8 protein-coding genes, 5 tRNA genes, 1 pseudogene and 2 riboswitches are annotated in these 21,039 nt (G+C 60.0%); of the genes and pseudogenes, 3 read left to right on the forward strand and 11 right to left on the reverse strand.

Annotated features, from left to right (window positions below; genetic code table 11):
* Positions 1-41 precede the first annotated feature (41 nt).
* The 8 genes and pseudogenes from AB5Y85_RS09405 to AB5Y85_RS09440 all read right to left on the reverse strand — a co-directional run bounded on the left by AB5Y85_RS09405 (position 42) and on the right by AB5Y85_RS09440 (position 9,058).
* Positions 42-117, reverse strand: a tRNA-Ala gene (locus tag AB5Y85_RS09405).
* Between the two features lie 34 nt (positions 118-151).
* Positions 152-227, reverse strand: a tRNA-Ala gene (locus AB5Y85_RS09410).
* A gap of 48 nt (positions 228-275) precedes the next feature.
* Positions 276-351, reverse strand: a tRNA-Ala gene (locus AB5Y85_RS09415).
* Positions 352-414: 63 nt separating this feature from the next.
* Positions 415-490, reverse strand: a tRNA-Ala gene (locus AB5Y85_RS09420).
* Positions 491-518: 28 nt separating this feature from the next.
* Positions 519-594: transfer RNA gene (locus tag AB5Y85_RS09425), tRNA-Ala, on the reverse strand.
* A gap of 788 nt (positions 595-1,382) precedes the next feature.
* Positions 1,383-3,311 (reverse strand): annotated as a pseudogene (locus tag AB5Y85_RS09430) (glycoside hydrolase family 19 protein).
* Between the two features lie 79 nt (positions 3,312-3,390).
* Entirely contained in the window at positions 3,391-6,372 is a 2,982-nt protein-coding gene (locus AB5Y85_RS09435) for a M66 family metalloprotease (RefSeq protein WP_257688059.1), read from the reverse strand.
* Between the two features lie 73 nt (positions 6,373-6,445).
* On the reverse strand, positions 6,446-9,058 hold the full coding sequence (locus tag AB5Y85_RS09440; protein WP_257688060.1) for a glycosyl hydrolase family 18 protein: 2,613 nt from the start codon (positions 9,056-9,058) through the stop codon (positions 6,446-6,448).
* Between the two features lie 104 nt (positions 9,059-9,162).
* Positions 9,163-9,250: riboswitch (cyclic di-GMP riboswitch) on the reverse strand.
* Between the two features lie 326 nt (positions 9,251-9,576).
* Between AB5Y85_RS09440 and AB5Y85_RS09445 the strand changes: the two genes are divergently transcribed.
* Positions 9,577-10,812 (forward strand): sensor domain-containing diguanylate cyclase, encoded by a 1,236-nt coding sequence (locus AB5Y85_RS09445; protein WP_257688061.1) that lies wholly within the window; start codon positions 9,577-9,579, stop codon positions 10,810-10,812.
* Positions 10,813-10,942: 130 nt separating this feature from the next.
* On the opposite strand, the gene AB5Y85_RS09450 is transcribed toward AB5Y85_RS09445, so the two are convergent.
* Together AB5Y85_RS09450 and AB5Y85_RS09455 are read right to left on the reverse strand one after the other, a co-directional pair.
* Positions 10,943-13,537 carry a glycosyl hydrolase family 18 protein gene (locus AB5Y85_RS09450; RefSeq protein ID WP_368221348.1) on the reverse strand — a complete coding sequence of 865 codons (2,595 nt, stop codon included), beginning with the start codon at positions 13,535-13,537 and terminating at the stop codon, positions 10,943-10,945.
* Between the two features lie 102 nt (positions 13,538-13,639).
* A riboswitch (cyclic di-GMP riboswitch) is annotated at positions 13,640-13,727 on the reverse strand.
* 234 nt (positions 13,728-13,961) lie between these two features.
* Positions 13,962-17,417, reverse strand: coding sequence for a PAS domain-containing hybrid sensor histidine kinase/response regulator (locus tag AB5Y85_RS09455; RefSeq protein ID WP_257688063.1), 3,456 nt, complete (start codon positions 17,415-17,417; stop codon positions 13,962-13,964).
* Between the two features lie 215 nt (positions 17,418-17,632).
* Here AB5Y85_RS09455 and AB5Y85_RS09460 point away from each other — a divergent pair, with 215 nt between their 5' ends.
* Together AB5Y85_RS09460 and AB5Y85_RS09465 are read left to right on the forward strand one after the other, a co-directional pair.
* Complete coding sequence (locus AB5Y85_RS09460) at positions 17,633-18,181, forward strand: DUF2975 domain-containing protein (protein WP_139474035.1); 549 nt, start codon at positions 17,633-17,635, stop codon at positions 18,179-18,181.
* 7 nt (positions 18,182-18,188) lie between these two features.
* On the forward strand, positions 18,189-18,398 hold the full coding sequence (locus tag AB5Y85_RS09465) for a helix-turn-helix transcriptional regulator (protein WP_005335250.1): 210 nt from the start codon (positions 18,189-18,191) through the stop codon (positions 18,396-18,398).
* Between the two features lie 285 nt (positions 18,399-18,683).
* On the opposite strand, the gene pnp is transcribed toward AB5Y85_RS09465, so the two are convergent.
* Entirely contained in the window at positions 18,684-20,831 is a 2,148-nt protein-coding gene (gene pnp / locus AB5Y85_RS09470) for a polyribonucleotide nucleotidyltransferase (RefSeq protein WP_257688064.1), read from the reverse strand.
* Positions 20,832-21,039: the final 208 nt, after the last annotated feature.

The following is a 21,039-nucleotide window of genomic DNA, read 5'->3' on the forward strand; positions in this document are numbered from 1 at the left end:
ACCGCGATGCGGTGGCCTTTTTGTTTCTTTTAACAAGAATTTGGTGGAGCTACGCGGGATCGAACCGCGGACCTCTTGCATGCCATGCAAGCGCTCTCCCAGCTGAGCTATAACCCCGATTTTTGTGAATGACCGGCAGTCACTCTGAATTTGGTGGAGCTACGCGGGATCGAACCGCGGACCTCTTGCATGCCATGCAAGCGCTCTCCCAGCTGAGCTATAACCCCAAATTCGGTACTGAATGAATGGTTCTGGCGGCCATTCATCCTAAATAATGGTGGAGCTACGCGGGATCGAACCGCGGACCTCTTGCATGCCATGCAAGCGCTCTCCCAGCTGAGCTATAACCCCACAAAGGTCGGCTTGGGTGATACACACCACACTGCCCTGGGTATTCAATCACAATCAAGAATCTGGTGGAGCTACGCGGGATCGAACCGCGGACCTCTTGCATGCCATGCAAGCGCTCTCCCAGCTGAGCTATAACCCCTTTGATTCCAGATTGTTCGAGGAGAATTTGGTGGAGCTACGCGGGATCGAACCGCGGACCTCTTGCATGCCATGCAAGCGCTCTCCCAGCTGAGCTATAACCCCAACTCACCTCGGCGCTGACGAAGTTATCTCCGGCAACGGAGGCGCATGATAGGCATCACCCGCTTTGCTGTCAACCCTAAAATAACCGCGACTGATTCGTTTAGTCAAAATTGCAGCAGTTCGCTGTTTTTACCAGCAAGACGCGTGCTATCTCTCTGTTTTATGTCATAAATCGGCTCAAGCACCTATAAAGGAGAGGCCGTGCAGCAAGCCTCTTTCCCCGTGCAACGCCCCCGCTCTCAAGCATCTTTTGCAGGCTGATCGTCAGCTTCTCCCCCGTCACCTCGGGAAAGCCTTTCCATAAAGGGCATTGCATTTGAAAACCCTTTCCATGATTTTTGTAAATTTACAACACGGAAAGTTGATCTGGCTCACAAATGACCATAGGATCAAACCGTGACCCAGGTCACACACCATAACCATAAATGACAGAGCGATGAGGTAAACCATGTTTGAGAATCTGGCAGTCCTGTTCCACCTGCGCGGTGCGACCACCAAGAACGGCGTTGTAGAGAAAGATGCCTATGCCCCCTCCACCCGTGAATACTACTTCCGCTACGGCAAGTAATTGCTGAAAGCCTTTCACGGAAAATGTAATAAAAAAACAACACACATCATCACACAGCCCTTTCGAGGCGCTGTCCTGTCCGGGCCAGATGTTCCACGGCCAAACCTGAACTCCACCAAACAAGAATGGGGCCCGCAGGCCCCATCTTTTATTGCTCCAGACTGTGATTACACCAGATAGTGCGCTGGCTAATCGGCAAGCCTTGTAACCCTGAAACGGCTCAGAGTTTGATCCAGGCATCGGCCCAAGCCGTACCCTTGCCCGGCTCATAGGCCCAGGCGGCACCTGCGCACCAGCCGGTGTAGGGGTGCGGTTTGCACTCGTAGCTGGCACCGCCGTTGCTGACCCGCTCGCCCGCCTTGTAGGGAGTCCCCTCTTTATAGACGGGATAGTCAGGCGGCGTTGCGCCCCCCTCCTCCCCTTTCACCAGCAGGCTATGGGTGGCGCTACGGCTCAAGCTCCCTTCATCGGTCACCGTCAGTTTGATCTCCAGCTTGGTATCGCTGGCTGGCTTGGGCAGAGTCAACTCCAGAGTGACCTGATCCAGTGCCGAGGCAGAGGCTCCAACCGGGATTGTCCAGGCATAAGCCAGCGGCTTGCCTTCCGGATCGCTGGAGTGCTGGCCGGAGAGGGTCACCTTGCTGCCACCTTCGGCCTGCGCCGGGCCGGTGATATTGGCTACCGGCGGCAGGTTGGTACCACCGCCGTTATCCTCGATCACCACTTCGGGATAGAAGTGCTGAACGCAGCGGCTGTAATCCCCCTCCTTGAAGGCGCTGAAGCGGGTCTGGTAGCCCACCAGCTTGCAAGCGTAACTCTTGCCGCCGTTGGGGTTCTCTGCCACATAGCTCCAATCCTGCTCCCAGTAGATGGGCAGGGCACCGGCGCCCTTGTCGTCAAACACCTTCATGTTCTTGCAACCCAGCACCTCGTCGGATGGCACCGCCACCCCGAGGTAGTTGGCAAACTCGCGGTAGTAGTTGATGCGGTTCTGGGACTGGGCGTGCTCGACCGGACCACCGCACTCCACCCCACCGTTGATGATCTGGGTGGTGACCCCGAAGCCCGGCACCAGACCGTTCTGCTTGTCATGGTCATTTGGCTGCCAAGTGCCATCGATGACATGGAGCATGGAGGGCTTGGGCGGCTGCGGATAGGTATAGAAGAACACCGCACTGGCGAGGTTCAGCCAGGTGTCGGCCACCAGATCGGGGCGGTCGAGCAGGGTGCGCACCGTGCCGAACATCGCCTCGGAGAAGGGGCCGTAGTTGTAGTTGTAGTTGTAGTTGTAGGAGAGCTGTTTGGCGCCTCGACCAAAATAGCTCTTGAACTCGCCATTGTCGAACGTACCGCACGGCCACTGCTGACCCTGCCACACATCGGGGCGGCACTCGGCGTTGTAACCACCGCGCATGGTCTCATTCCATCCCATCTCGCGCACGTAGACCAGCGCCTGACGCCACTCGGCTTCCGGGCGCCAGTTTTCATGGCCGCCGGTCTCCTGGGCGAAGTGAGCGAACATGGTCGCCAACGTCTTGCGGCAGATAGCATCGGCATCGCGGCCATCTCTGTAGTCGCCGCAAAGGGCCGGGAACTTGGCCGCCGCCTGCAGCAGGCCGCGATAGGTGTACTCGGGGGCGCGCAGCGGGAACAGGTAGTTGAACTGGCTCTCGCTCAGCAGGCTTTCGACCCGCTTGACGTTGCCCGGGTTGTCGGCACGACCCGGCAGCACCGCCTCGACCACCAGATTGTCACGGGTAGCGATGGAAGCCTTGACCGCCTCCATCGCCGGGAAGTCGGTCAGCGCCTTCTCTTTGGCATCCAGCTCGGCCTGGCTCATATAGACGGGGGTGGTGCTACCATCCGGCGGGGTAGGCGTCGGCGGATTGGGCTTGTCATCGCCACCGGTGTCCGGCGGGGTCACTTCCCCTTCGCCGACAAGCTTCCACGGGGTATCCCACTCATTGGCGGCCGCCATGCCCGGAGTCTGACCCGGGTTGACCCACCACTTGGCCTCGAAAACCTGGCCGTTGTAATTGACCTGGCTGCCGCCCGGGTAGGATTTGTTGATGTCGTATGCCTCGGCCGCTCACAGGTGGCCGCTCAGCATCATGCCGGCAAGCAGAAGGGTGATGCGGTTTTTTTTCATTATTGTTGCTCTCTATGGTTTTGTGGCAAAAGGCAGAACCCGCCTGAACAGGCTCCGCCATCTTCATCATGGACTCAACCTAGGGGCAGCTTGCCGCCCCGACATCCAGCCAGACATCGTGCTTGCCCGGCTCGTTGCCTTGAGTCCACCACTTGGCCTTCCACTGACGGCCGTTGTGGTTGGTCAGCTCACCGCCGTTGTAGGCAACGGCTGCGTTCCAGCCCAGATCAACCTGACTCACCAGCGCCCACTGATCGGCGGCGCGGCTCGGTTCATTGCCCTGAGTCCAGTACTTGGCCTGCCATACCAGCTGGTTGTGGCTCACCTTGTCGCCGCCGTTGTAGACCTTGCTGGCCTGCCATGCGGGAACGCTGGCCGCTTCCGGATCTGTGGTGTTGCAAGAGCCGTCGACCACGGGCGCCAGCGTCAGCACGACGCGCCCTTCGCTTTGATGTACCCCGTCCGAGACGCTCACACTCAGCTCATGCTGCTCGCTGGTGGTGACAGCCGGCGGTAGCAGACGCAGGTTGGCACTGGTCTCGCCCTCCGCCTGCCAGCCTGCCGGGAAGTGCCAGCGGTAGCTGAGCGCATCCCCCTCGGGATCCCTCGCCTCAGCAGTGATGGTCAGCCACTCACCGCCGATGCCGCCAAGCTGCGCCGGTACGGTCACCACAGGAGGCTGGTTCTCAACCACGCCCTGCTCCAGCAGCCGCCCGTTGACGGTAAAGGAGAGAGTCTGCTGCGGTGGCAACAAGCTCTGCTGTACCAGTGTCTGGCCACGGCACTGGATAGTGGCGCGACCGGGCTCGCTGGCGGTGGGCAGGTTGATGTGGAACTTGTTCATGACGCTACTGGATGCTCTGTGATTGGCCAGCCTGAAGCGCTGTAGACCATCGCGGGTCTCCACCTGCAACTGGCAGTCATTGCCGGACAGGGTGCTACTGTCATCCGGATAGGTGAAGCCGTAAGCACCGTGCAGCGCCGGATAGATATAACTGCGCAGGGCTCCTTGCGGATCGTAATAGCCCACCAGGGTGGTCACCGGCACGCCGAACTGCTCGGGCTTGCGTGCAACCTTGGTATCGATGGGGGAGACCTCCACCCAGCTCAGGCCATCCGAGGTGAAGCTCTTCTTGAAGCCCCTGCTCACCAAGATATCCTTGCCGTTGATAAAGAGGTGGCTGTTGTAACCGGCCCCGTGATCGATGGTCAGACTGCGCCCGCGGTTGTCCGCAGAGGCAACCGGCACCCGGATATCACGGGTCCAGCGACCATCCCACATGGCGACCCTGACCAAACCGTAATCCGCCAGCAGGGCACTCAGTCCGGCCTCGCTCAGGGCATCCATGGGGGCATCGACCTTCTCGATCCCCTCGATTGTGTGCTGATAGGGCTCCATCCTGGCCGTCGCACTGTTCCACTTGCTAAAGCCGGTGGCCGAGTTGGCATCGAACACCGCCTTGCTCTCCAGAAAACGCTGGATGATGGCGGCCGAATTGGGGGTATAGAGGGTGAAACGGTTGGCGCCGGAGAGAGGGCGGCCGCCTGCCATCGCATCGTGGCCAAACTTGCGGCCATCGAACGGTGGCTGGCACTGGCCATCCAGACAGGCATCCTCATTGGTGCGGGTCGGCGAGAAGTTGGGGATGAAACGGTGTTTGTCACTGTCCCAGCCCCAGCTGGAGTTGAGCTGATCGGCACTGCGATGAACCGAGCCGCGGAAACCATCTACATAGTGGCCAAGGCCGAAGTTATGACCCACCTCGTGGCTGAACTCGTTGCCCAGCGAATCATCCAGCGTGACGATGCCACCGCCACCGGAACCTCCGTGCACCTGAACTCCATTGGCATACTTGCCGCGACTGTTGTGCGCCGTCAGCTGGGCCGCCACAAAGGGATGGCTCCCCTCCCCTTCACCGGCACTGCTGTTGATGCCGTAGTTGGCATTGTCGATGCCGTGGGAGATAAGCTCTTTGCCGATGCGCTGGCGCATGGTGCCGCCATGCCAGCCCCCTTCGCTCGGGTCAAAATCGGTCAGCAAGGTGCCATTGGGCAGCATCACCTCAGGCAGGGAGAGCGGTGCATACTGACTGACAATCATCCGGCTGGCCGGAATGGTCTGGAAGTATTCGCGATGGGCCTCCTTGTCATTGGCAAAGGCAAAGCGATCCCGTGGCGGGGTGAGCATGCCGATGTCGATGGTGTGCAGCAGCAGCTCGCCGGGGGCGCCGACCTTGATGTCACGCAGTTCACCACTGAGATTGCCCTGACGAACGGAGAGGTTCAGTCCGGGCTGGATCCACTCGGCAGGCAGCTCGCCGCTCCAGGTATCCGCTGCATAGGTGATGCGGTTGTTCTCCAGCTCCCCCTCGCGGAACCACTGCCCATTGGCAAACTTGAACTGCAGGGTCTGGCCACGGGAGACGGTCACCTGTCGCTCACCATAAAAAGCCGTCGAGTTATAACCGGCGCTGGAGCGGATCCGCACCATCTTCCCCTCCAGCTCCGGGCTCACGGGCAGGTAGATATCCCGAACCCAGCGGCCGTCGGCGGTCTGGATCTCAACCAGCGCGCGACCAGTGAGCCGCTCCTTGAGGAAGGCGCCGCTCTTGTCGTTCAGTTTGGCCAAATCAGCACTGCTGCTGATGATGGCAGTGGTGCCGCTCTCAGGGACGAAGCTCACTCCCCCTTCTGGAGCCCCCGCGAGGTGGTAGACCGTCTCGGGCAGTGCTGATGGCGGCGACAAGGTCAGGGAGCCAAGCAGCTTGCCGCTGCCGTCACGGGCATCCACCGTTATGGGGGTCACCCCGTCGGCCTGGAGCGGTTTCACCAGCAGCAGGCTCTTGCGCAGGCTGGTCAGGATGGGTTGGCGATCCCCCTCTTTGGGATGGGACGGCAGGATCTGGCTCTGGGCAAACTGTACGCTGGCAGCCAGACTGCCGGTCAGATCGCTTTGCGGTGTCGTGTCATTGAATATCAGGGGCGAGGTGGTGGCAGACAAGGGGCCAGCCGCCAGAGTTGCCATGATGAGGGCTGCGATGCGGGTCACATTTGTGGTCATTGTCGGGTTCTCGTTCATATTGCTACCGGGAATGAGGGGCATGTCGCCATGCCCCGTCATCGGTGAGGAGGCCTCAGTTACAGCTTGCTGCCCCGATATCCAGCCAGACATCGTGCTTGCCCGGCTCATTGCCTTGAGTCCACCACTTGGCCTTCCACTGACGGCCGTTGTGGTTGGTGAGATCCCCGCCGTTGTAGGCAACGGCTGCGTTCCAACCCAGATCAACCTGACTCAGCAGCGCCCACTGATCGGCGGCGCGGCTCGGCTCATTACCCTGAGTCCAGTACTTGGCCTGCCATACCAGCTGGTTATGGCTCACCTTGTCACCGCCGTTGTAGACCTTGCTGGCCTGCCATGCGGGAACGTTGGCCGCTTCCGGATCTGTGGTGTTGCAAGAGCCCCCTTCACCGCCTTCGTTGACTGGCGTGACGGTGAGGCGGGTTGCCGCGTTGGCGTCGAGTGCGCCATCGGAGACGGTCACAGAGAGGTCATAACCGGTTTCGACATCCACCGCCGGGCCGGTGACCACCAGGGTGGCGCTGTTCTGGCCGGTCGCAGTGATACCGGCAGGCACTTGCCATTGATAGATCAGCTCGTCGCCATTGGGGTCGGATGCCTTGGCAGTGATGCTCACTTGCTTGCCCGCTTCCACCTTGACGCTGGCGGGCAGGGTGACCACTGGTGGTAGGTTGGGTTGCGGCGCCTTGTTGGTCACCACCACCTGATCCTTGGCGGTCAGTTGATGGTCATCAGTCACCGTCAGCTCGAACACCAGCGCGGTATCTGCGCTCACGGCATTCACATCGACCCGCACCTTGGCCTGCGTGGTATCGCCCAGCACAGCTTGCGGGCCGGAGACCTGCTTCCAGCTGTAGGTCAGAGAGCCTTTTTCCGGATCGTGGGAGGCTGAGCCATCCAGCATCAGGGTAGCCGGGCCGGTCACCGCCACATCGCTGCCCGCATTGGCAACCGGCGGCTTGTTGGCTGGCGGAGTGACCCCTTCACCGTGACCGAGACCTTCATGCATGGCGTTGAGGATGTCACCGTTGTCGGCATCGATCTCCCAGGAGAAGAGCCCGCCCAGCTTGTTGGCCAGCACGTATTGGCCTTTCGCCTTGACCGAGCGCTCGTCGTCATAGGTGATCAGCTCGCCGGTGGAGGGCTTGAACAGGGTGGCCGCTTCGGCAGTCTCGTCGTAGTTGTACTCCCAGCCTGCGCCCATATGGCTGTTGACGATGTGGCGATAATCCAGCACGCCATCTTCCCAGGTGCCTTTGATCTTGCCGGTGGCGGTGCCGGTGAAGGGATCGTTGCCCTGATATCCGCTCACCCCTTTCCAGCCGCGACCGTAGGCGGCGGCACCGATCACCAGCTTCTCGGAGTCGACCCCTTGCGCCAGCAGTTGCTGTACCGCTGCATCAGTGTTGTAGCGCTTGTTGGCCGAGCCGTTGGTGGCCTGATAGAGGTTGGCCTGATGACCCAGGGAGGTATTGCTCCAGGCACCGTTGTAGTCGTAACTCATCACGAAGAGGTGGTCCATGTACTGCTGGGCAGCCTTGTAATCCACATCCTCAATCTTGTCGTAACCGGCACCGATGGCGGAGGTGAGCTGATAGGTGCGACCGGTCTCGGCCTCTAGCTCGTCGAGCATGGCGCGCAGATCCTTCATGATCAGCACATAGGTTTCACCATCTTTGGTCTTGTCCCCCAGATTGGGGTTGGCACCGTCGCCGCCCGGGAACTCATAGTCGATATCGACACCGTCGAAGAACTTCCAGGTCTGCAGGAACTCTTTGACCGAGGCGACGAACACGTCACGCTTGGCCTTGTCATGCATAAAGAAGAAGGGGTCGGAGAGGGTCCAGCCACCGACGGAGGGGAGGATCTTCAGGTCAGGATAAGCCTGTTTGAGGGCCATCAGATTGCCGAAGTTGCCCTTGTAGGGCTCATCCCAGGCAACCAGTGACCCCTGCCCTTTTTGCAGCGCGGCCCAAGGGTCGTGAATGGCAACCTGGAAATCCTTGCGCCCGGCACAGGCACGTTGCAGCGCCTGGAAGCTGCCAGAAATCTCTTTGAGGCTGTCGTTGAGACCATCACCGCCACAGATCGGGGTGAAGCCATAGAGGATATGGGTCAGGTTCTGGGCTGGCAGCTTGTCCACGGTGAAGTTGCGATCATAGACCCCCCACTCCACATAGTAGGTACCGACCACCTTGCCGGACTTGTTGACGTAAGGCTTGTTGTGCTCCTGCAGGGCAGGCTTGAGCGGCGCAAGGTGGCTGCCATCGGTATCGGCGACCACGATCTCCTTGGCATCAGACAGGGTGCAGCCATCGCCGTTGCACAGCGCGACCTGCATCTGATAGCGGCCCCCCTTGTGCACCTTGAAGGTGGCGGTACCCGCGGCGGAAGCGGGACCGGACCACACCTCCTTGCCATCCAGCAGCACCTTGGCACTCTGGCCGATATCGCCGTTCCAGAGATTCCAGGTGACGGTCACATCGGCGCCATCCTTCACCTTGACCAGCTCGTTATAAGCGGTCACGGACTGGTTGACTTCGACGATGGCAAACTTGGTGGGGCCCCAACCGATGGCGGGTTTGCCGGGAGCTGCCGCATAAGCGGCGGAGGAGGCGAGCAGGGTACCGACCATCATGGCCAGCAGTGCGGGTTTTGGACTTAGCATATTGCTTTCCTTTTCGTTTCGTTATGGGAAAAACGAAAGGGCAACGCAACACGACAGGTGACACAAAAACGACCACCCCTTGGCAAAGGCAGCCTGCATACTACTGTGGTGGCCCCGCTATCCTAAGTCGTCTTGACCCTTAGACCGGAAGCTTTGCGTCCCGACTTTTCAATCGGTTTGCCCTTGTCACAACGTTATTTCTGGCGATAAATAATCGCAAAATAATCGCCGATTGACTGTAGGGAAATTCTGATAAGTAAGCAAATCGGACCATTGCCAGCCCACCGGTTTCCAACCCCGACAATTACCTACTTTCAAGAAATTAATGTTTAAAAAACAGCCGGATATGCAGACCTAATCTCATCACCTCCAACCAGATACCTCACACCATTTTTTTGATCTGCATCACACCAAATTGAGAAAAATCAATGAGTAAGAACAATATGCGACAAAAGACCCATCTGTATCGCAACTAATGAATTTATAATCGCCGCTTTGCATGGCCAGCAGGTGTCTTCATGCCCAGCGAACTGCCCTCACGCACCCGGTTATCCAGATACGACAAATTTGTTCGTTTGACGATTTATGCCTTGCCACTGGCCGGGATGATCTGGCTTATCAACAGCCTCAATGGCTGGCAAAGGGCGCCGCTTGCCAGCACCTTGCTAGTCCAGAGCTACCTTATCTGCACCTTCTGGCTCTATCGCCACTACCGCTACCATCTGCACCGCCAGTGGCAGCATCTGAGTGAGGCGCTCAAGATCAACGAAACCACCGCCGAACTGGCCCGCAACTCGGCGCAATACCAGACCGAAGAGGCCTTTCTGGAGGATCTGCTCAGACGAGCCGTGATGTTGATCCCGGGAGCCGAGATGGGCTGCCTGATCAAGCTGCTGCCGGGCACAGGCATGTTGAGGTATGAAGCGGCCATCGGCATGGATCTGGTGAAACTGCGGCGGATCAATCTGCCGCTGGAGCACACCTTTCAGTACAAGCTGACTCAGGGGCGCTGCAACAAAACACTGCTGATCAACGACCTGTCGAAGATAAATGCCACCATGCCCCTGTCCGAACAGGACAGAGAGCTGCTGGTCAACTGCACCGACATGCCCATCCAGGCCACGCTGGCGACCCCGATCCATATCGATGGTCAGCTCTACGGCATGATCAATATGGACAGCAGCAAACGTAATGCCTTTACCCGCTACGACAGCCACCTGATGGCGATCCTGGCGCGGGATATTCGCCACGCCATCACCATCTATCAGCAGTCCCGCCGCATCTATCAGCTGGCCAATACCGACCAGCTGACCGGGCTCGCCAATCGCCAGCAATTCGAACTCGCTCTGCAGGGGCAGCCGGAAGGCACCCTGCTGCTGATCGACATGGATAATCTCAAGCAGCTCAATGACAGCAGTGGCCATTTGGCGGGTGATCAGGCCCTGCGCCTTATCGCAGATGGCATACGCCAGCACTTCGGTCAGGGAGTGATTGCCGCCCGCTTCGGCGGGGATGAGTTTGTGCTGCTCACCACTCTGACACCGACCGAGCTGCAACAGACGATGGCCAGGCTGACGGCCATGCTGGCCAACGCCTCCCCCACTATCTCGTGCAGCATGGGGATGGCCCCCTATCGCGGCAACTTTGCCGCCGCGTTTGCCAGAGCAGATGCCGACATGTATCAACACAAGCGGCACCACAAAGAGCAGCGTGCGGCACAGATGCCAGCTATCGGGGAGAGCATTAATCACTAGCCCGGAAGGGCTGCTTTGCAGGCACAAAAGAGAAGCTGGGTGGGGAAACCGATTGGCAGACCCGCCAGGATGTGGCTGTGCGGGGAGAAAAAACGGGGCATGACCGGCATGCCCCGCCACCATTCAATGCTTATTTACAGCTGGCGGCTCCCACATCCTGCCAGACGTCGTGTTTGCCGGGCTCATTACCCTTGGTCCAGTACTGCGCCTTCCACTGACGGCCGTTATGGGTGGTGAGCTCGCCACCGTTGTAGGCCACATTGGCATCCCAACCCAGTTGCACCTTGCTCACCAGCAGCCACTGATCCGCGGTGCGACTAGGCTCGTTGCCCTGGGTCCAGTACTTGGCCTGCCACACCAGCTGGTTATGGCTCACCTTGTCGCCGCTGTTATAGGTGCTTGCCGCTTTCCAGACTGGCCAGTTGGCCGCATCTGGATCGGTCGCCGTGCAACCACCGCCGCTGCTGGCCGGTTTGACCGTCAGACGGGTTGCCGCACTGGCATCCAGCCCGCCGTCGGAGACGGTGACGCTCAGGTCATAGCCGGTGTCGCTGGTGACGTTCGGGCCAGTCACCACCAGGGTGGCGCTGTTCTGGCCCGTTGCGGTGATGCCTGCCGGCACGCTCCACTGATAGGTCAACGGATCACCGTTCGGATCAGAGGCGGTCGCCTTGATGGTCACCTGCTTGCCCGCTTCCACAGAGGCCGTGGCAGTTACACTCACCACCGGCGCCAGATTGGCCTGCGGCGCCTTGTTGGTGACAACAACCTGATCCTTGGCACTCAACTGCTGGTCATCGGTCACTGTCAGCTCGAACACCAGATTGATGTCGGCGGACACGGCATCGAGTACAACACGGGCCTTGGCCTGAGTGGCATCAAGCAGGGCAGCCTGCGGGCCGGAGATCTGCTTCCAGCTGTAGCTGAGCGCGCTGTTTTCCGGATCGTGGGAGGCTGACCCATCCAGCGTCACCTCGGTCGGGCCGGTCACCTTGAGGTCACTGCCCGCGTTGGCCAGCGGCGGCTTGTTGGCTGGTGGAGTCGTCCCCTCGCCGTGGCCCAGCCCCTCGTGCATGGCGTTGAGGATGTCGCCGTTGTCGGCATCGATCTCCCAGGAGAAGAGGCCACCGAGCTTGTTGGCCAGCACATACTGCCCCTTGGCCTTGACCGAGCGTTCGTTGTCATAGGTGATAAGATCGCCGGTCGCCGCCTTGAACAGATAGGGCGCCTCGGCCACTTCGTCATAGCCCTTCTCCCAGCCCGCCCCCATCCGGTTGTTGACGATGTCGCGGTAATCCACCACCCCGTCCTCCCAGGTGCCTTTCACCTTGCCGGTCGCCTTGCCGGTGAAGGGGTTGTTGCCCTGATAACCGCTCACCCCGGTCCAGCCACGGCCATACATGGCGGCACCGACCACCAGCTTGCCCGGTTCAACCCCCTGCGCCAGCAGCTGATTCACCGCCTTGTCGGTGGTGTACTTGGTATCGGGATCCCAGCTCGCCGCATAGAGGTTGGTCTGGTGGCCCAGCTCGGTGTTGCTCCAGGCACCGTTGTAGTCGTAGGTCATCATGAAGATGTGGTCCATGTAGGGCTGGGCCGCCTTGTAGTCCACATCCTGGATCTTGTCGCCCCCCGCCCCGATGGCCGAGGTGAGCTCATACTGGCGACCGGTCTCGGCCTCCAGCTCATCGAGCATGGCCCGCAGCTCCTTCATCAGGGCCACATAGGTGGCACCATCACTCGGGCTGCCCAGTTTCGGGTTGGCCCCCTGTCCGCCCGGGTACTCCCAGTCGATATCCACACCGTCGAAGAACTTCCAGGTCTGCAGGAACTCTTTCACCGAGCCGACAAACACATCGCGCTTGGTTTTGTCACCGAGGAAATAGAAGGGATCGGAGAGGGTCCAGCCACCGACCGAGGGGAGGATCTTGAGATTCGGATAGGCCTGCTTGAGCGCCATCAGGGCGCCAAAGTTGCCCTTGTAGGGCTCATCATGGGCAGTGAGGTTGCCTTGCGGCATCTGGATGGCGGCCCAGGGATCGTGCATCGCCACCTTGAAGTCGGCGCGACCGGCACACGCCCGTTGCAGCGCCTGGAAGCTCCCTTCGATCTCCTTGAGGCTGTCGTTGAGGCCATCCCCGCCGCAGATGGGGGTGAAACCATAGAGGATATGGGTCAGGTTCTGGGCCGGGATCTTGTCCACCGTAAACTTGCGACCATAGACCCCCCACTCCACATAGTAAGTCCCCACCACCTTGCCGGACTTGTTGGCGTAGGGCTTGTTGTTCTCCTGCAGCGGCGCCTTGAGTGGCGCCAGATGGCTGCCGTCGGTATCGGCGACCACGATCTCCTTGGCATCAGAGAGGGTACAGCCATCGGCGTTGCACAGCGCCACCTGCATCTGGTAGCGCCCCCCTTTCTTCACCTTGAATTTCGCGCTGCCCGCTGCGGCCGAGGGGCCGGACCACACCTCCTGACCATTGAGCAGTACCTTGGCACTCTGGCCCAGATCGCCGCTCCAGAGGTTCCAGTTCACCTCCACATCGGCGGCATCCTTTACCCTGACCAGATTGTTGTAGGCAGTGGCCGCCTGATCGACTTCAACGATGGAAAACTTGGTGGGGCCCCATCCGATGGTGGGCTTGCCGGGCGCCGCAGCATAAGCGGACGAGGCGCAGCACAAACCGACCGCGAGGGCCAGCATGGTAGGCTTTGGACTTAGCATTTTTATATTTCCCTATTTCGTTATGTTGGCAACGAAAAGGGCTACGCCCTGACAGGTAACGCAGACGGCAGTGCGGCCTCTTGGCAAAGGTGCACAACAACCTGTGGTGGCCCCGCTATCTCAAGTACGGCTCATCCCTGGACCGGAAGCTTTGCGTCCCGATCTCGCGATCGGTTTGCCCTTCGGTTACTTCATTTGCGATGCAAAAAATCGCATCCCGACTATAGAGTGAGCCAATCCGGTCTGCCACTGTCGGCGTTCACCGACAGTGGCAAGCCAATACTGTAACTGGCGGCGATTGCGCAGGAAGATGAAGATATCTTCGCCAATAAATCTCTGTTTTCGGCATTGAACCATGACCAGGGTCCACGGGATCATTGCGCGGTTTTGTGAGCCGGTTCACGGCTAGCCGCCCCAGATGCGGCTAGCGCAGCAGCAGACTGTTCATCAGGGCCCGCAATTTGAGCGGTTTGACCGGTTTGCTGATGTAGCCATACCCCCGCTCGCGGATCTGTGCCTGCAGCTCGCTCTTGCGATCGGCACTGATGATGATGCCTCCCAGCTCGTCGCCACACACTCGTTGCAGGGCAGCGAGCGCCTCCAACCCGGTCTTGCCGTCGTCGAGGTGGTAGTCGGAGAGCACCAGTCTCGGCACAAACCCTTCTGCCACCAGCGCCTCGGCTTCGGCCAGATCGACGGCGCAGCGCACCTCGCAGCCCCAACGGCCGAGCAGGGTGCTCATGGCGGTCAGAATGTCCCGCTCGTTGTCGATACAGAGCACGGCTACCCCCTCCAGCTGGCTGTCACGCACCACCGGCGCCGCCAGCTGATGGGCCGTGACCGGCCGGGTCGCCAGATTGAGGGTCACCGCAAAGACCGACCCCTTGCCCGGCCAGCTCTGCAATGTGAGCTGATGACCGAGCACCAGCGAGATGCCGCGGGCGATGGCAAGCCCCAGACCCAGCCCCTGCTCCTTGGCGGTGCGGGAGTGATCGAGGCGGGAGAACTCGTCGAAGATCGCCTCCTGCTTGTCTTGCGGGATGCCGGGGCCGTTATCCCACACCTCGATGCGGATCTTCTCCCCCATCCGGCGGCAACCGAGCAGCACCCTGCCGCCCGGGTTGTAGCGAAACGCATTGGTGAGGAAGTTCTGCAGCACCCGGCGCAGCAGCCGCACATCGCTGTGTACCGCGTGCTTGCTCTCCACCACCGAGAAGTGGATCCCCCCCGCCTGCGCCAGTACGCCAAACTCCGCCTTGAGGTTGTCGAGCAGATCGCGCAGGGCAAAGTCGAGCTTCTTGGCCTTGAACTTGCCCGCTTCGAGCCGCGAGATATCGAGCAGATCGGTGATGAGATCCTCGGTCGCCCCCAGCGCATCGTCGATATGGCGGGCGATGCGGGCCTGCTCACCAGCATCGGGCAGCATCTCCAGCAGGGAGGAGGTAAACAGCTTGGCGGCATTGAGGGGCTGGGTCAGATCATGGCTGACCGCCGCCAGAAAACGGCTCTTGGATTGATTGGCCCGCTCCACCTGCTGGTTCACCAGCAGCAGTTGACGGTTGAGCTCGGAGAGCTCACGGGTGCGCTCGGCCACCCGTGCCTCCAGATGTTCGTTCGCTTCGCGCAGCACCCGCTCCGCATCGCGAAACGGCGTGATGTCGGTAAAGGTCATGACAAAACCACCGGCGGGCATGGGGTTGCCCTGCATCTCGATCACCCGCCCATCGGGGCGCTCCCGCGCCGAGATATGGGCGCTGCCCCGCTTCATAAAGGCGACCCGCCGCGCCACGTGATCCTCGATATCGCCGGGGCCACAGAGCCCCTGCTGGGCGTTATAGCGGATGATCTCTTCAATGGGGCGCCCTGCCTGAATAAGCCCCGGCGGATAGTGGAACAGCTCGATGTAGCGGCGGTTCCAGGCCACCAGCCGAAGCTCCCTGTCCACCACCGAGATCCCCTGTCCGATATGCTCGATCGCCCCCTGCAACAGGCCGCGGTTGAAGCGAAACACGTCGGAGGCCTCATCGACTATGGTGGCGATCTCCTCGAGCTGCATGTTTCGTCCCTGCAGGGCAGAGGCAAGCACCAGCCGCGCTGACGAGGTACCAAACACCCCCGCCAGCAGCCGCTCGGTATGGGCAATCAGCTCGGCCGAGGCCTGCATCTGGGGCGCCAGGGTGCCGCCCCGCTCACCGGCGAAGCGACCAAAGGCGCGTTTGACCCGGCTTGAGCCGACAAAGCGGGCCGCCAGCATCTCCAGCTCCTTGACCGAGACCCGCGCCTGATAGAGGGCGGCGGTATCGCGGCTCGGCTTGCCGACAAAGTTGGCCGCCTGCAGCCGCTCGCTCACCGCAGGGCGCGACAATAAGGAACCGGCCACATAGCCGAGCAGGTTGAACAGCAGGCTCAGGAAGATACACCAGGCTCCGAGACTCAGCTCGCGAAACGCGGGCCAGTCCGGCGGCGCCAGCAGCTCGGCCAGCGGTGAACCGGCCAGCAAGCCACTCTCCACCAACAGGGTGACGAACCAGAGGCTCACCCCGAGGCTCAACCCAAGATAAACCCCCTTGCGATTGCCGTGACGCCAGTAGAGGCCGAGCAGCAGGGCTGGCGCAAACTGGGCCACCGCGCCAAAAGAGAGATAGCCGATGCGCGACAAGCTGGTGAGATCGCCGAGCCAAAGGTAGAGCCCCCAGGCCGCCAGCAAGATCAGCAGGATGGCGCCACGGCGCACCTGCAACAGCAGCCGTACCAGCCGCTCGTCGCGCCCCTGCCGCCAGAAGCGGCGCAGCAGCACCGGCAGCACCAGATCATTGCTCACCATGATCGCCAGCGCGATGGTGCAGACGATCACCATGCCGGTGGCCGCCGAGGTGCCGCCGAGAAACGCCAGCATCGCCATGCCATCGAACCCGAGGGCCATCGGCAGACTGATCACATAGGTATCGGAGGCCATGTCGGCCCCGACCCACTGCTTGCCCGCCAGCGCCAACGGCCAGATAAAGAGCCCCATAACGAACAGGTAGAGCGGGAAGATCCAGCGCGCCCAGTGCAGATCCTGCCCCTGATTGTTCTCCACCACAGTCACATGAAACTGGCGCGGCAGGCAGATAACAGCGCACATCGCCAGCACCGTATAGATGGCAAGCTCCAGCAGGTTGCCGGGGCTCACCGCCATCACCTGCGCAAAGAAGTCGCGGGTCACCTGTTCGTGAGCCTCGCCCGGTTTGCTCAGGATCAGCCAGAGGGCGAAGCCTCCCACCGCGATAAAGGCCAGCAATTTGACCACCGACTCGAAGGCGATGGCCACCACCATCCCCCTGTGGTGCTCGGTGGCATCGAGATGGCGAGTACCGAACAGGATGCTGAACAGCGCCAGCAGCAGAGTGACCCCGAGCGCCAGCTCGCTGGTATTGCTGGTCGGGCTGATGCCGCCGCTGTTGACCATCAGCAGATCCAGCCCGGTGACGATGGCTTTGAGCTGCAACACCAGATAGGGGAGGATCCCCATGATGGCGATAAGGGCGATCACCATGGCGAGCCGCTGGGATTTGCCGTAACGGGCGGCGATAAAGTCGGCGATGGAGGTGATGTGCTCGCGCTTGGCCACCAGAATAAGGCGCGCCAGCAGCCGCCAGCCAAACAGAAAGACCAGCATGGGGCCAAGGTAGATGGGCACTGGCGACCAGGGGGATTCACTCGCCTGCCCCACGGTGCCGAAGAAGGTCCAGGAGGTGCAGTAGACCGCCAGCGACAGGCTGTAGAGCAGCGGTTGCCCCTTGAGACGGTGCCGTTTGTGCTTGTCTGCCACGAAGGCGATAAGAAAGAGCAGCCCCAGATAGGTGAGCGACAATCCGATCAGCAGCCATCCCTGGTGCATCGATAACTCCTTGTCCATGTTGAGTTTTTGTATACAGCCTCGCCAGTCTAGAGAGGCAGCAGCCAAAAGTCATCCCCTTCGGACAGATTGGAATTATCGTTTTTCAATAAGTTTTATCTTGACTGTATATCGTAAAACAATAAACATTGCCGATGTGAATATTGATAAACGATAAACTTTACCTTTCAGATAAAACCATCACAGTGAGGAATGAGATGATCTCCAACAAACTCGAACGCTCGAGCATGCTGATCGAATGGCTGCTACTGCTGGCACTGCTGGCGACCCCTTTGATCACCTTGCTGGAGGTGTGGACCCCCTTCGGTGGCGCCGATTTTCTGCAGGAGAAGCTCAACACCATCTTGAGCCGCCCCGGCATCCATCCTGCCGACTATCCCCTTCACTTCTCCACCCGGCTGCTCGGCACCCTGGTACAGCTGTTGCCGGATCTGGTCTTTATGATGATGCTGTGGCAACTGCGCCAGCTGTTTCGTGGCTACCGCGCCGGTCTGCTCTTCACCTTCGAGCAGATCCGCCGCTATCGGCAGATCGGAGTGCTGCTCTGTACAACCTTCCTGGTCGAATTGATCCTGACCCCCTTGCTGGATACGGTGCTCACCATGAGAGGCCCGGAAGTACTCGGTACCATAGCGCTGAGTACCTCAGATTTCCGGGTACTGCTGGCGGGACTGATCGTACTGGCGCTGGCACTGGTCATGCGCGAGGCCAAACTGCTGGCCGATGAACAGCAACTGACGGTGTGAGGAACGTATGCCCATTATCATCCGCCTCGATGCCCTGCTGGCAGAGCGCAAAATGACCGCCCGCGAGCTGGCCCAGCGCATCGACATCACCGAGGCCAACCTCTCGATCCTCAAGAATGGCCACGCCAAGGCGGTGCGCTTCTCCACTCTGGAGGCCATCTGCCGTGAACTCAAATGCCAGCCCGGCGATCTGCTGGGCTACGAGCAGGAGCGCTAACCCTCTTATGAGTCGTCATATCACCCTGTTTGCCCTGTGGCTGCAGATGCCTCGGCCCAACAGTCGTTTTTGTTCGCTACCAATCAGTGGCTATTGACCGAATGGGGCAATCTGGTGCGCCAACTTGGGAGCCAGGGGAGATCTATCTGCCGGATAGCAGTTGCCAACAGTTGCCAGATGTCAACCAGCCGCAGCTGATCTTGCCATAAAAAAGTCCGGCTCCCCACCCAAGGGGAGCCGGACTTTTTACATCAACCGGAACCAATCCGGTATCAGGCGAGCAGATTACTCTGCAGCAGGCGCTTCTTCAGCGGCCGGAGCGGAGTCAGCAGCAGGTGCAGCCGCTTCGGTCGGGGCGTTCGCTTCCTTGATGGAGAGACGTACGCGGCCCTGACGGTCCACTTCCAGTACCTTCACCTTGACCACGTCACCGATGGTCAGGTGGTCAGCCACGTTCTGCACGCGAGCGTCGGTGATCTGGGAGATGTGTACCAGACCATCTTTGCCCGGCAGAATGTTGACGAATGCACCGAAATCGGCCAGACGAACAACTTTACCTTCATAGATGCGGTTCACTTCGATCTCGGCGGTGATAGCCTCGATGCGACGGATCGCTTCCATGGCGGCTTCGTTGGCCACGGCGGAGATACGTACAGTACCGTCATCATCCAGCTCGATGTTGGTGCCGGTCTCTTCGGTCAGCGCACGGATCACTGAACCACCCTTACCGATCACGTCCTTGATCTTCTCAGGATTGATCTTGATGGTGTGGATACGCGGTGCAAAATCGGAGATCTGGGCACGCGGAGCCTGGATAGCTTCATCCATCACTTTCAGGATGTGCAGACGAGCGCCACGAGCTTGCTTCAGAGCAATCTCCATGATCTCTTTGGTGATGCCTTCGATCTTGATGTCCATCTGCAGCGCGGTCACACCTTCGGTGGTACCGGCTACTTTGAAGTCCATGTCGCCCAGGTGATCTTCGTCACCCAAGATGTCGGACAGCACGACGAAACCTTCTTCTTCCTTCACCAGCCCCATGGCGATACCGGCAACGGAGGCCTTGATCGGCACACCGGCATCCATCAGCGCCAGAGAGGAACCACAGACAGACGCCATGGAGGAGGAGCCGTTGGATTCGGTAATTTCAGAGACCACGCGCACCACGTACGGGAACTCGGCGGCGCTCGGCATCACGGCAGCAACGCCGCGCTTGGCCAGACGGCCGTGACCGATTTCACGACGCTTCGGGCTACCCATCATGCCGGTCTCACCGACACAGTATGGTGGGAAGTTATAGTGCAGCATGAAGCGATCGGCACGGTTGCCGGTCAGCTCGTCGATGTTCTGGGCGTCACGCTCGGTACCCAGAGTGGCGACCACGATGGCCTGAGTTTCACCACGGGTGAACAGGGCAGAACCGTGGGCACGGGGCAGAATACCGGTACCTACGCTCAGGGCGCGGATCATTTCCGGATCGCGACCATCGATACGCGGCTCACCACGTACTACGCGACCACGAACGATGCGGCTTTCCAGGCTGTGGAACTCTTCGCCGATCTTCTTGGCATCTTCTTCCACGCCGGAAGCGATAACTTGCTCAACCACACGACCCTTGATGGCCGCGATGGTTTCGTAACGAACTGCCTTCTCGGTGATGCGGTAGGCTTCACCCAGCTCGGCGCTCGCCAGCTCGGCAACCTTGGCTTTCAGCGCTTCGTTGACGGCAGGCGGAGTCCAGTCCCACGGCTTGGTGCCGACGGCAGCGGCAAACTCGTTGATCGCATTGATCACGGTCTGCATCTGCTCGTGACCGTATACCACGGCGCCCAGCATCACTTCTTCGGAAAGGATGGCCGCTTCGGACTCAACCATCAGCACAGCATTGGCAGTACCGGCAACTACCAGATCCAGATCGCTCTGCGGCAGTTCGGTAGTGGTCGGGTTCAGCACATACTGACCGTTCATGTAACCCACGCGAGCAGCACCGATCGGGCCGCCAAATGGGATACCGGAGATGGCCAGTGCAGCAGAGGCACCGATCATGGCAACGATGTCGGGGGATACGGCCGGATTCACGGACATTACGGTCGCAACGACCTGAACCTCATTGAGGAAGCCTTCCGGGAACAGCGGACGAATAGGACGGTCGATCAGACGGGAGATGAGGGTCTCGCCTTCGCTCGGACGGCCTTCACGACGGAAGAAACCACCCGGGATACGACCAGCAGCATAGGTACGCTCCTGGTAGTTGACGGTCAGCGGGAAGAAATCACGGCCGTGATCGGCCTCTTTCTTGCCGACTACGGTCACAAATACGCAGGTATCGTCCATGCTGACCATAACGGCCGCAGTGGCTTGACGGGCCATCACACCGGTTTCCAGAGTGACGGTGTGTTGACCGTACTGGAATGACTTTACAATAGGATTCACGTGAATTTCCTTTTTACAATTTGGCTCTTTAAATTCGCGCACAAGTATACTTGATTCGATGCAAAAGGTAAGCGGCGACGCGAATTCTGTGAGGCAGGCAACGGCTTGAAGAGCAATAAAAAAGGCTATGTCCCAATTACGTGTTGCATGGGGCGCCCCAGCGCCTCATGCAAACATGTTTTGATATTTACGCCTTTTCCGTAACGCT

Origin of the sequence: Aeromonas sp. R3-1, from assembly GCF_040908345.1 — a bacterium.
GTDB lineage: Bacteria > Pseudomonadota > Gammaproteobacteria > Enterobacterales > Aeromonadaceae > Aeromonas > Aeromonas veronii.

Bases quoted from the DNA above. Each gene is read 5' to 3' on its own strand.
- AB5Y85_RS09435 (WP_257688059.1), bottom strand. From the start codon at position 6,372: ATGACCACAAATGTGACCCGCATCGCAGCCCTCATCATGGCAACTCTG.
- AB5Y85_RS09440 (WP_257688060.1), bottom strand. From the start codon at position 9,058: ATGCTAAGTCCAAAACCCGCACTGCTGGCCATGATGGTCGGTACCCTG.
- AB5Y85_RS09445 (WP_257688061.1), top strand. From the start codon at position 9,577: ATGCCCAGCGAACTGCCCTCACGCACCCGGTTATCCAGATACGACAAA.
- AB5Y85_RS09450 (WP_368221348.1), bottom strand. From the start codon at position 13,537: ATGCTAAGTCCAAAGCCTACCATGCTGGCCCTCGCGGTCGGTTTGTGC.
- AB5Y85_RS09455 (WP_257688063.1), bottom strand. From the start codon at position 17,417: ATGCACCAGGGATGGCTGCTGATCGGATTGTCGCTCACCTATCTGGGG.
- AB5Y85_RS09460 (WP_139474035.1), top strand. From the start codon at position 17,633: ATGATCTCCAACAAACTCGAACGCTCGAGCATGCTGATCGAATGGCTG.
- AB5Y85_RS09465 (WP_005335250.1), top strand. From the start codon at position 18,189: ATGCCCATTATCATCCGCCTCGATGCCCTGCTGGCAGAGCGCAAAATG.